The sequence below is a fragment of the Methylobacterium mesophilicum genome, from assembly GCF_022179445.1.
Taxonomy (GTDB): Bacteria; Pseudomonadota; Alphaproteobacteria; order Rhizobiales; family Beijerinckiaceae; genus Methylobacterium; species Methylobacterium mesophilicum.
Map to the genome: position 1 here is coordinate 147,212 of NZ_BPQU01000002.1, position 12,303 is coordinate 159,514.

Here is a 12,303-nt window from a genome sequence, read left to right on the forward strand (position 1 = left end):
ACGAATGCAATATCCTAGTTCAGGCGCGTTCTGCAAAAAGAACGTTTTCGATTGACACCGGCCCCGTAGGCCACGACATGGTCCCCTGATGGCACGCCAGAATCTCCTTCCGCGCACCGCCCCGTTCGGCGACGGCGAGCGCGCCAGCCTCGATGCCGTGCTCGGCAGCGCGACGCCCGTGCAGCGCGCGTGGCTCGCGGGCTTCCTGGCGGGCCTCGACGCCGCCGGAGGGCAGCCGGCCGCCGTCCCGGCCGCCCCGCCCAAGGCCGCCGAGCCGCTGACGATCCTCTATGCCAGCGAATCGGGGAACTCCGAGGCGCTGGCCGGCAACGTCGCCAAGCTCGCGCGCAAGCAGGGGTTCAAGCCGAAGGTCGTGGACTTCTCGGACCTCGACCTGGCGAGCCTGCCCAAGGCCGGCAAGCTCATCGCCATCGCGGCGACCTGGGGCGAAGGCGAGCCGCCGGCACGGGCCGTGCGGGCCTACGGCGAACTGATGGGTGAGGGCGCCCCGCGCATCGACGGCGTCCCCTTCGCGGTGCTGGCTTTGGGCGACACCTCGTATGTCGAGTTCTGCGCCATCGGGAAGGCGCTCGACGCGCGCTTCGAGGCGCTGGGCGGCCAGCGCGCCGCCGAGCGCGCCGACCTCGACCTCGACTTCGAGAAGCCGGCCGCCGACTGGATCAAGAACACCCTCAAGGCCCTCGCCCCGGCGGAGACGCCCGACAACGTCGTGGCGGTGGATTTCGCCCGCACCGCCGCCGGCGAGGACGACGAGGCCGAGCCGAGCCGCGAGCCGCTGGTGGTCGAGGTCGTCGAGCACGTGAACCTCAACTCGTCCCGCTCCGACAAGGAGACGATCCACCTGGCGCTGGCCTTCGAGGACGGCGCGCCCGCCTACGAGCCCGGCGATTCGCTCGAGGTCTTCCCCGAGAACGACCCGCAGCTGGTGGACGAGATCCTGAACGCCGCGGGGCTTTCGGGCGACGAGGCCCTGCGCCAGGCGCTGCTCGCCGAGCGGGACATCACCACCCTGTCGGCCGCCACGATCGAGCGCTTCGTCAAGGCGACCGGCCACGCCGACGCGCAGAAACTGATCGACAGCGGCGAGGCCCGGGCCTGGATCGAGGGACGGCACCTGATCGACCTGCTGGCGACCTTCCCGGCCGCGCTGACGGCCGAGCATCTCAACACCATCACCCGGCCGCTGCCGCCCCGGGCCTACTCGATCGCGTCCTCGCGCAAGGAGGTGGGCGACGAGGTCCACCTCGCCATCGTGGCGGTCCGCTACGAGACCCACGGGCGGGCCCGCTCGGGCGTCGCCTCCGTGCATGTCGCCGACCGGATCCGGGACGGCGCCAAGCTGCGGGTGCGGCTGAAGCCGAACCGGCACTTCCGCCTGCCGCAGGATCCGGCCACCGACATCATCATGGTCGGCCCCGGCACCGGTGTCGCGCCGTTCCGCGCCTTCGTGCAGGAGCGCCGCGCCATCGAGGCGCCCGGCCGCTCCTGGCTGTTCTTCGGCGACCGGCACTTCCTGCACGACTTCCTGTACCAACTCGAATGGCAGGAGGCCCTGGAGGACGGCTCGCTGACGAAGATCGACGTCGCCTTCTCCCGGGACCAGCCGGAGAAGATCTACGTGCAGAACCGCATCACCCACAACGCGCAGGAGCTGGTCTCCTGGCTGGAGGGCGGCGCCCATTTCTACGTATGCGGCGATGCCAAGAACATGGCCAAGGACGTGCGCGCCGCCGTGGTGCGGGCCTACGAGATCGCCAAATCCCTGAGCCCGGCCGACGCCGAGGCGCAGGTTGCGGCCCTGGAGCGCAGCCACCGCTACCAGCAGGACGTTTACTGAGATCATCGCGCTCCCCGATCCCGGGGAGAGCACCAAGATGCGACGGAGACAGTCGGAGCGCGGGTCCCCTCTCCCATGCGGGAGAGGGAAAGGGTGAGGGATCCAGGTCTTTCCGGAGAGGGCGCCCCCCTCACCCCAACCCTCTCCCGCACGGGAGAGGGGGACTGTCGCGGATCCCGCCCCTACCGTGAACTGGCACCCGCCCCATGAAGGGGGTGGGAGACGCGTTCAGACAGACGGATTCACCTTATGGACGACCACAGCCCCCGCGACGACGCCGACGCCCAGGCCCTGGCGCAGACCCCGGCCGCCCGCGTCTACGAGACCCCGCCCAAGGACCGGCCGATCACCGATGCCGAGGCGGCCCGCGCGGCCCAGCTCGCCGCCAACGAGCACATCAAGATCGCCAGCGGCTACCTCCGCGGCGGCCTCGCCGACGGCCTGCTGAAGCACGCCACCGGGGCGATCTCCGAGGATGACGGGCAGCTCGTGAAGTTCCACGGGATGTACATGCAGGACGACCGCGACCTGCGCCCGGAGCGGACCAAGAAGAAGCTCGACAAGGCCTACAGCTTCATGATCCGCCTGCGCATCGCCGGCGGCGTGATCAGCCCGAAGCAGTGGCTGGTCCTCGACGACATCGCGGTCACCTATGCGGGCAGCGCCCTGCGGGCGACCACGCGCCAGACCTTCCAGTATCACGGCGTGATCAAGTCGAACCTCAAGCGCACGATGGCGGCCATCGACGCGGCCCTGCTCGACACGATCGCGGCCTGCGGCGACGTCAACCGCAACGTCATGGCGGCGACCAACCCGGCTCAGGCGGGCGCCCACAAGGCCGCCCACACCCTCGCCAAGGACATCTCGGACAGCCTGCTGCCGAAGACCAGCGCCTGGCGGGAGATCTGGCTCGACGGCGAGCGCGTGGTCGGCGGCGAGGAGGAGGAGGTCGAGCCGGTCTACGGCCGCACCTACCTGCCGCGGAAGTTCAAGATCGTCGTGGCGGTGCCGCCCTCCAACGAGGTCGACATCTTCGCCCACGATCTCGGCTTCATCGCCATCCTGGACAAGAAGAACCAGGTCACCGGCTGGAACGTCACCGTGGGCGGCGGCATGGGCATGACCCATGGCGAGCCCGAGACCTTCCCGCGCACCGCCGACGTGATGGGCTTCGTGAAGCCCGAGGACGCCATCAAGGTCGCCGAGGCCGTGATGACGGTCCAGCGCGACTGGGGCAACCGCAAGAACCGCAAGAACGCCCGGCTCAAGTACACGATCGAGCGCTACGGCCTGGCGGCGTTCCGGGCCGAGGTGGAGACCCGGATCGGCAAGACGCTCGGCGAGCCGAAGCCCTTCACCTTCACCAACAACGGCGACCGCTTCGGCTGGACCGAGGGCGACGACGGCCGTCACCACCTGACGCTCTACGTCCCGTCCGGCCGGATCAAGGATTACGAGGACGGCCCGCAATTCCTCACCGGCCTGCGCGCGATCGCCCAGGTGCACGAGGGCGATTTCCGCCTCACCGCCAACCAGAACGTGATCGTCGCCAACGTGCCGGCGGCGAAGCGCGCCGCGATCGAGGCGCTGGTCGATCAGTACGGCATCACCAAGGGTGCCGGGGCGCTCCGGCGCAACTCCATCGCCTGCGTGGCGCTGCCGACCTGCGGCCTCGCGCTGGCCGAGAGCGAGCGCTACCTGCCGGACCTGATGACCGAGCTGGAGCAGAGCCTGGCCACGCACGGGCTCGCCGAGGAGGAGATCACGATCCGCTCCACCGGCTGCCCGAACGGGTGCGCCCGCCCGTTCATCGCCGAGATCGGCCTCGTCGGCCGGGGGCCCGAGCGCTACCACCTCTATCTCGGCGCCGCCTTCGACGGCTCGCGCCTGAGCAAGCTCTACAAGGAGGATGTGGCGGCCTCGGACATCCGCGACACCCTGGATCCGCTCTTCGCCGACTTCGCCAAGGGCCGGAACCCCGGCGAGCATTTCGGCGACTACCTGATCCGGGCCGGGCACGTCGCCCGGACGATCAACGGGCCGGATTTCCACGACCGGACCGGGGCCCTCAAGCCGGTCGGACACGCCTGAGCCGACGCGATCCCGGGGCCGAGACCGCACCCTCGGCCCCGGGAGGCGCGATTCTTCTGAGACCGTTTGGCCGGTCCCGGGCGCGGGGCCGTGGCCTGCGCCTCGCATCGGCCGGACGGCACGACGCAATCATCCGGAAACCATATCGACGGACGGCCCGCCCATCCCTGCCCATGAGAACGAACGTTCATTGACGCGAGAATGAACGTTCATTACGACAGTGGGGCAAGCAGGAGTGAGCCATGGCTCTGTCGCTCGAAGGTCGCTGGTCGGATCTGGACGAGGACCGGTTCGCCCCGTCCGGACCCGGCGCGGCGCGCCTCTTCGCGACGGTCCGGGCTTTCTGCACCCCCTCGAACCTCACCTTCGCCGCCGTTCTGGTCCTCGCCTGGATGGCGCTGATCAGCTGGACCGGCGCGGGTCCGAAGGGCTGGCAGGCGCGCCTGTGCGCCGACCTGAGCCAGACCGCCCAGGCCTGTGCGGCCACCATTCCCGCGAAGGACCAGAGCCGCGTCGCCGCGGTCGCGCAGTTCGCCCCGTGAGCGTGCCGGCGGCCGCCGAGGCGCGCTCCGGCCAGGCCGCGCGGCGCGAACACATCCTCGACGCCGCCGAGGCCTGCTTCGTGCGCAACGGCTTCCACCGGGCCACGATGCAGGACCTCGCCCGCGAGGCCGCGATGAGCCCGGGCAACTTCTACCGCTACTTCGAATCCAAGGAAGCCCTGGTCGTCGGGCTGGTGGAGCGCGAGCGCGAGCGCGGCATCCAGCTCGTCGAAGAGATGGGGCACGGCGGCGACCCGCGCGCGGCCCTGCTCGACCTCATCGCGCGCTACTTCGTGTCGATCACCCGGGAGGCCGCGGTGCTGCGCATGGAGATCTGGTCGGAGGCCACCCGCAACCCCGCCATCTCCGACCTGACCGCCCGGTCCGAGGCGGAGACCCGGGACTGGTTCACCGAAACCTTCGCGGCGCTGGCCACCAGCCCGGATTGCGACCCGGACCGGCTCTACGGGCTGGTCGCCCCGCTGATGAAGGGGATCATCGTCGGCCGCGCGATCCTGCCCGGTTACGATCCGGCCCCCGCGGTCGCCCAGCTCCACGCCCTGCTGGCGACCGGCCTCGACGGCCGCCTGCCGCGCGCCGCCCCGGGCATGCCGCGGCAGGACCACTGATTCCCGTCTGCGGACCGAGCCCTGCGGCTCGCTCGTCCGGCGCAATCCGCAACACGGCGCGGCGTAAGGACCGCCGGACAAGGCCGGCCCGGTTCCGCACCGGCAGGATCGCCAACGGCGGCGACGGCACATCCTAGGACGTATCGATCTGGGCCGAGCCGCCACGGTGCGCGGCTGCCTGCGCGCGGTGCTGCGCAGCCCGCAGGCCTCGATATGGGTGGCACGCGCCGCGCCGGGCCAGCCGCAGGCCGCGACCCGCGCGCCCGGGGGGCCCCGATCCGAATGCACGGCGACGCGCGCGAAGGACTCGGACGCGATGAGCGCGCATCTGATTCGAAGAGGCCGACGGGCGCGCCTGTCGATCTCCGCCCCGGAGCGACCCGCATCAACGCCTGGACGTGTATTTTGCGCATTTGCGCACGTTTAAGTCTCCACAATCCGTAAGATTTAAAATCATTCCAAAGGGATGTGTGACGCACCGGACACGTCCGATGAGTTCCTGCGCCTGTGAGCCCGTCGATTACAATCACGCATTGAATCAGGCCGACAATCGTACGCAAAGACAAGGGCGCATCGACGCGACGATCTTCTTAAGAATGACTCAAAACTATGCCTCAAGGCCGAACAATCCGCGCCGTTGTCTCAAACTCAGACCGCAATTGCACAAACAATAAGCGATATGGGCTGGTTTTTACTCTGCTTGCGGCATCGACGACTGTCGTCCACGCACAATCCAGCCCGATCCAGGACGAGGTCATCCTCTCGGAACTGAGCGTCACCGGCACGGGTCCCGAGCGGGCGGACGGCCCGGTCGTCGGCTATCGCGCCACGCGCTCGGCGACCGCGACCAAGACCGACACGCCCCTGCGGGACTCGCCGCAATCGATCAACGTCGTCCCGCGCCAGGTGATCACGGACCAGCAGGACCTGCGCCTGACCGATGCCGTCACCAATGTCAGCAACGTCACGCCCGGCAGCACCGTGCAGGGCCGCTCGCAGAACTACGTCATCCGCGGCTTCGCCACGCAGCTCTTCGCCGTCGACGGCATCCTGGTCAATCCGGCGATCAACTTCTATCCGGTGGAACGCGACCTCGCGAACGCCGAACGGGTCGAGGTGATCAAGGGGCCGGCCTCCGTGCTGTTCGGCCGGGGCGACCCGGGCGGGGTCGTCAACATCGTCACCCGCAGGCCGACCCTGGAGCCGACCGCGGACGCGAGCGTCCAGGGCGGCAGCTTCGGCTTCCGGCGGTTCCAGGGCTCGGTTTCCAGCGCGATCCCGTCCATCGATGGGCTGGCCGCGCGCCTCACCTTCGCCGCGCAGGAGGATCCGACCTTCCGCGACATCGGCGGCGACACCAACCGGCGCATCTTCATCGCGCCGGCGCTGAGCTGGACGCCGAGCGCCGACACGAGGGTCTACATCAACGCGGAAGCCACCAGCCAGCGCACCCAGTACGATGAGGGGCTCATCGCTTTCCGTGGCCGCGTGCCGCTGGACAACATCCGCCGCTACTACGGAGAGCCGTCCTCGCGCTATTACGGCGAGGTCAACGGGATCACGATGCGGGCCGAACACGACGTCAATGAAAACCTGACGCTGCGGCAAGTGATCAACGGGCAATGGGGGGCGTTCAACCTGTTCACGGCCCGTGCCACCGGGGTGAACAACGCCGGGACCCAGGTCACGCGGCGCGACGCCTCGGTCGATTCGCATTTCGCAGCCGTGGATACCCAGACCGAAGCGATCATGAAGTTCGACACGCTCGGCTTCGCCCACACCGCCCTCGTGGGGTTCGAGTACACCAACGGCTTCCGCCATCCCTATTCGCAGCAGGGCACCTACACCCCGGTCAGCTTCTTCAACCCGGTCTTCGGCGGGACTCCCGGCGCGCTCGGGTTTCAGTCAGAGCTGAAGCAGAAGCTCGAACTGTTCGGGTTTTACCTGCAGGACCAGATCGCCCTCACGCCCCAGTTGCAGCTCGTGCTCGGCGCCCGGTTCGATCTCGGCACCCAATATTACTTCAATCGCCTTCCGGCTTCGAGAACCCAACCTCCGGAGCAGCAACTCTTCGGCGCCTCGCCGCGGGTCGGCCTGATCTATCGGCCGTTCGAGCCGCTGACGTTCTATGCCAGCTACGCCACGTCCTTCGCGCCGCAGACCGCGAACGTCCTCAACGTCGTCAACCCGGCACCCGAGACGGGCGAGCAGCTCGAGGTCGGAACCCGCATCGACATCAACCCCGACCTGACCCTGAGCGCGGCCGCCTTCCGGATCACCCGCAACAACGTCGCCGGCAACGACCCCGTCAACACCAACTTCTCGGTGATCACCGGCCAGCAGCGTTCGGAGGGCGTCGAGGCGGACCTGGCCGGCGAGATCCTTCCGGGCTGGAAGGTCATCGGCGGCGTCGGCTATCTCGATGCGCGGATCACCAAGGACAGGGTCTTCGCGGTCGGCAACCGCCTCTTGGGCGCGCCGGCCTTCAGCGGCAGCGTGTGGACGACGTACGATGTCCAGGCCGGCTCCCTGCGCGGTCTCGGGCTCGGCATCGGCGTCACCCATGTCGGCCAGCGCTTCGGCGACCTCAACAACAGCTACAAGGTCGGGGCGTACAATCGGATCGACGCAGCCGTGTATTACGACATCGACGCGCATTACCGGTTCGCGGTCAACATCCGGAACCTGGCGAACGCACGCTACATCGAGCAGCCGTTCAATCAGTTCAACAACACCCCCGGTGCGCCTTTCACCCTCCTGGCGACGATCACTGCGCGGATGTGAGCCGGATCGGCGCAAATCAGGGGTTCGAGAGGCCTCCAGCCCAGCCCTTTCAAGGTGTTTGGCCAGGTGCGCGTCGTGGGATCGGCGCTCCCGAGCCGATCACGCGCGCCCCTTTCCCGGACGGGTGAAGCGAAGCGGAACCTGATCCGGGATCCAGCACACGAAGCGCCGCGCCAGCGGCACGGGTCGATCAGGCGGACGCTGCGCGCCGTATTGTGCTGGATCCCGGGTCGCATTCCGCTAGCGCTGCATGCGCCCGGGAAAGGGCCGGGCGGACCTGCTCGACACATGTCCTGGTCTCAGCCCAACATCTTGAAACCGCTGTGTCTGGGACCTTTTGCGGGCGCAGGGTGGAACCCTGCTGTCGGGCTTTGCCCGATCCATCAGGGGCCAAATCCTAGAGGTCTTGCCCCGAACCCCGCCAAAGGGCTGAGCCCTTTGGAAACCCGGTCGTCCTCGCCGCGCTACCGTCCCGTGTCGCCGACGGGCTCCGGGCGGGGCTTCGCCACGCGGAGGGGCGTCGCGGCTCTCGGCTGCGCACGCCGGCGGCTCGCGCGGCGACGCAGGATGTAGAGGGTCAGGCCGGTGGCGGCGAAGCCCGGCATGGCCAGCGCTGCCAGGCAGAACAGCAGGGCGAACAGGTCGCCGAAGAACCGGCCGCGATGCACCTCCAGGATGGACTGGAGGATCTGCCGCCCGAGGGGCGTGTCGGCGGCGTGCTCGGCTGACAGGAAGGCGCCCGTGGCGGCGTCGTAGCGCGCCTCGTTGCGGGCGCTGAGGGACGCGACACCCCGGGGCAGCCAGCGGATGCGGATCGTCGCCGTGTCGGCCCCCGGCAGGGTCAGGGTCACGACGCCGGCCTCCTGCCCCTCTCCGGCCCGGAACGCCGCCCAGGCGCGGTCGACGGCGTCGGGCCGGGAGTCCGGCACGGGAGAAGCCTCCCCATGGCCGGCCATGCGGGCCGGCTTCGCCCGCTCCGACGGCCCGGCGAGCAGCCAGGTGGCGCCGTCCTTGAACGCCGGGTAGGACCAGGTCAGGCCGGTGAGCGCGATGACCAGGTAGACCGGCGTCAGCCAGGTCCCGGCCACGGCGTGCAGGGACCACCAGCGCGGCCGGCCCGGCCGCGACAGGCTCGGCTTCAGCCAGATCCGCCAACGATGGATCTTGGGCCAGCGCAGGTAGAGGCCGGTGGCGAGGAACACGATCAGCGCCAGGGTGCAAGCCCCCGTGATGGTCCGGCCCCAGCCCTTGGACCCGCCGGGAATGAGCAGCCAGCGGTGCAGGTCCCGCACCGTCGCGAAGGCCGCCTCCAGCCGGACGGGGCCCAGCACCGCGCCGTCATAGGGGTCGGCATAGACCGAGGGCGGCCGCACCCGGGTCTCCGGGTCGCGGGCGAAGCGCACGAACGCGCTCGCGTTCGGGTCGTCCGACAGGGTGAGGGCGTTCACGATTCGGCCGCCCGCCTGGGCGTCGATCCGGGCGGCGAGGGCGGTGGGGGCAAGCGGCACCCGGTCCGCCGCCTCGACCCGCATCCGGTCGCGGTTGGCGAAGGCGGTGATCGCCTCCTCGTAGCTCATCAGCGCGCCGGTCAGGCCCATCAGCGCGAGCACGAACCCGGCGGTGAGGCCGAGCGCCCAGTGCAGGCGGAACAGGACGGTCCGGGGGGAGGGAATCGGCAGCGGCTTCACGATGCCGGCTGCGTAGCGCAAAATCCGGTCCCGTTAAAACGAATTTTGCTCGAGAACATCGTCTTGGACATCGGCTTCGGGATGATGCTCTAGACCTTTGATGTCGCGTCCTCGTTTTTCGAAAGCCGGGGGCGACCTTTCCCGATGATGCGCGAGGTCTTTGATAGTGTGGCATTGTCAGAGCCGAATGGATTTCTCCTTCGTGGAAAGATGCTCGCGCAGAGTTCGGCCACGCAGACGACGACGAGCCGCGTAGCCCTACGCGATCTGACGGGTGACAGAGCCGCCATCCGGTGACAGGATCATGCCCGGGATACGCCACCCACTCCCGCATGGTCTGTGAAAGGGGCTCGATTCGATGCATCAACCTCTGCGCCGGACGGTCCAGGTCGGCGAGAACGGGAGGATGAACCTTCCCGCGGAGATGCGCCGCATCCTGGGTCTGACCGGATCGGGCCGCGTCATCCTCACACAGGATGAAGATGGCATCCGCATCACAACGGTCGAGCAGGCCCTGAAGCGTGTCCGTAGCCTGGCGGCGCCCTTTGCCGAGGGCCGCGGATCCGTGGTCGATGCGTTCATCGCGGAGAAACGTGCAGACGCGGCCCGTGAGGATGCCGAGGGCAACGCCGACCCGCATGCCTGATCCGATCCTCGACGCATCGGCCGTCCTGACGGTCATCTTCGACGAGGCCGGAGCCGACCGCGTGGCCGCTCACCTGCCCGGCGCCAAGGTCTCCGCTGTCAACGCGGCCGAGGTCATGACGAAACTTTTCGACCTCGGCATACCCGGAAACACCGTCGACGCGATCCTCGAAGGATTGCAACTCACGATCTTGCCGTTCGGGATGGTGGAGGCGCGGGAAACCGCCCGGATGCGCCCACTCACCCGGCACGCCGGCCTCTCGCTCGGGGACCGCGCCTGTCTGGCGACCGCAAGGCTGGAGAACGCTCCGGCCCTGACGTCGGACAGGGCCTGGGCGCGGCTGGGCCAGACCGTTTCGGTCGACATCGACGTGCTGCGCTGACCGGCACGGATCGGCAGGCCGCGCTTGCCCAAGCCCGGCACGGCATTGTGAGGCTCCGCGACCGCGGCCCGGCCTCAGGTGATCGGCGCCGGGTTGAACAGGGTCAGGTCGTTGAACAGGCCCCAGCGGTCGGACCAGGGCCGCTTGCGCCCGCTCGCCACGTCGAGGATCAGGTGGAACAGCTCCCAGCCGACCTGCTCGATCGTGGCCTCGCCGGTGGCGATGCGGCCGGCATCGAGGTCGATCAGGTCGGACCAGCGCTCGGCCAGCTCCGTCCGGGTGGCGACCTTGATCACCGGGGCCTGAGCGAGACCGTAGGGCGTGCCGCGGCCGGTGGAGAACACCTGCAGGGTGATCCCCGAGGCGAGCTGGAGCGTGCCGCAGACGAAGTCGCTGGCTGGGGTCGCGGCGAAGATCAGGCCCTTCTCGCGGACGCGCTCGCCCGGCGCCAGCACCCCGGCGATCGCGCCGGTGCCGGACTTGGCGACCGAGCCCAGGGCCTTCTCGACGATGTTGTTGAGGCCGCCCTTCTTGTTGCCGGGCGACGGGTTGGCCCGGCGGTCGGCCTCGCCCTTGGCGAGATAGGCATCGTACCAGGCCATCTCGCGGATCAGGGCCTGGGCCACCTCCGGCGTCCTGGCCCGGGGGGTCAGGAGGTGGATCGCGTCGCGGACCTCGGTGACCTCGGAGAACAGCACGGTGCCGCCGCAGGCCACGATCAGGTCGGCGCAGTAACCGAGGGCCGGGTTGGCGGTGACGCCGGAGAACGCGTCGCTGCCGCCGCATTGCAGGCCGATCACGAGATCGGAGGCCGGACAGGTCTCGCGGGTGCGCCGGTTCAGCACCTCCAGGCGGGCTTCCGCCATCGCCAGGATGCTGTCGAGCATCGCGGAAAAGCCCTGGTGGCGCTCGTCCTGGAGCCGGACCACCCCGTCCCCGGAAGCGCCGCCATCGGGCAGCAGCCGCTCCGAGACGAGCTTCTCGCAGCCCAGCCCGACCACCATCGCTTCGCCGCCGAAATTCGGGTTCTGCGCGAGGCTCTGGAGGGTCCGGATCGGCACCACAGCCTCCGGGGCGTTGATGGCGACGCCGCAGCCATACGCATGGGTGAGGCCGACCACGTCGTCGACGTTGGGGAAGCGCGGCAGCAGCTCCTGCTTGATCCGCCTGATCGCCACGTCGAGGGTGCCGGCGACGCATTGCACGCTGATCGAGATCGCCAGGATGTTCTTGGTGCCCACCGACCCGTCCGGGTTGCGGTAGCCCTCGAAGGTGTAGCCCTCGAGCGGGGGCAGGGGCGCCGGCACCCGTGTGGCGAGTTCCAGCGCGTCGAGGGCGGGGGCGACCGGGGTCGCGACCCGGGATTCCTCGACCCAGGCGCCCCGCGGGATCGCTTGCGTGGCGATGCCGACCACCTCGCCGTAGCGACGCACCGCGCCGCCCTCCGGGATGTCGGACAGCGCCACCTTGTGGCCCTGCGGGACGAACTCGACGAGTTCGAGCCCGTCCGGGAACGCCGTGCCGGCGGGCAGCCCGAAGGCGTTGACCACGATCGCGACGTTGTCGTGCTCGCTCAGCCGGATCGTGCGCGGCACGTCCCCGGCCGGGCGCTCGAGGCTCGGGCGATCCTGGGTCGGGCGATCCTGGGTCGCGCTGTCGATCTCGGCCTGCATCGAACGTTCC

At 69.3% G+C, this 12,303-nt stretch carries 9 protein-coding genes; 7 read left to right on the forward strand and 2 right to left on the reverse strand.

Translation table 11 applies throughout. The features are described from left to right. Window positions 1–88: 88 nt before the first annotated feature. The 5 genes from MFF40_RS03275 (at window position 89) to MFF40_RS03295 (ending at window position 7,904) form a co-directional block, all read left to right on the forward strand. Entirely contained in the window at window positions 89–1,858 is a 1,770-nt protein-coding gene (locus tag MFF40_RS03275) for a diflavin oxidoreductase (protein WP_147898004.1), read from the forward strand. Window positions 1,859–2,107: 249 nt separating this feature from the next. Beyond that, window positions 2,108–3,949 carry an NADPH-dependent assimilatory sulfite reductase hemoprotein subunit gene (locus MFF40_RS03280; RefSeq protein ID WP_238259655.1) on the forward strand — a complete coding sequence of 614 codons (1,842 nt, stop codon included), beginning with the start codon at window positions 2,108–2,110 and terminating at the stop codon, window positions 3,947–3,949. 242 nt (window positions 3,950–4,191) lie between these two features. Further along, on the forward strand, window positions 4,192–4,491 hold the full coding sequence (locus MFF40_RS03285) for a hypothetical protein (protein WP_238259657.1): 300 nt from the start codon (window positions 4,192–4,194) through the stop codon (window positions 4,489–4,491). Then, the gene (locus MFF40_RS03290; RefSeq protein WP_238259659.1) at window positions 4,488–5,120 is read left to right on the forward strand and encodes a TetR/AcrR family transcriptional regulator; all 633 of its coding nucleotides are present in this window, start codon (window positions 4,488–4,490) and stop codon (window positions 5,118–5,120) included. The genes MFF40_RS03285 and MFF40_RS03290 overlap by 4 nt, the downstream gene beginning before the upstream one ends. Window positions 5,121–5,804: 684 nt before the next feature. Continuing rightward, entirely contained in the window at window positions 5,805–7,904 is a 2,100-nt protein-coding gene (locus tag MFF40_RS03295) for a TonB-dependent siderophore receptor (protein WP_438804096.1), read from the forward strand. Window positions 7,905–8,368: 464 nt separating this feature from the next. Here MFF40_RS03295 and MFF40_RS03300 read toward each other — a convergent pair whose 3' ends face one another. Further along, window positions 8,369–9,613 (reverse strand): PepSY-associated TM helix domain-containing protein, encoded by a 1,245-nt coding sequence (locus MFF40_RS03300; protein ID WP_238259662.1) that lies wholly within the window; start codon window positions 9,611–9,613, stop codon window positions 8,369–8,371. 337 nt (window positions 9,614–9,950) lie between these two features. Here MFF40_RS03300 and MFF40_RS03305 point away from each other — a divergent pair, with 337 nt between their 5' ends. Further along, window positions 9,951–10,238, forward strand: coding sequence for an AbrB/MazE/SpoVT family DNA-binding domain-containing protein (locus tag MFF40_RS03305; RefSeq protein WP_147856226.1), 288 nt, complete (start codon window positions 9,951–9,953; stop codon window positions 10,236–10,238). After that, window positions 10,231–10,620: a type II toxin-antitoxin system VapC family toxin gene (locus MFF40_RS03310; protein ID WP_238259664.1), complete on the forward strand. Its 390-nt coding sequence runs from the start codon at window positions 10,231–10,233 to the stop codon at window positions 10,618–10,620. Before MFF40_RS03305 ends, MFF40_RS03310 begins: the two co-directional genes overlap by 8 nt. A 74-nt stretch (window positions 10,621–10,694) precedes the next feature. On the opposite strand, the gene garD is transcribed toward MFF40_RS03310, so the two are convergent. Further along, on the reverse strand, window positions 10,695–12,293 hold the full coding sequence (garD, locus tag MFF40_RS03315; protein WP_238259665.1) for a galactarate dehydratase: 1,599 nt from the start codon (window positions 12,291–12,293) through the stop codon (window positions 10,695–10,697). Window positions 12,294–12,303: the final 10 nt, after the last annotated feature.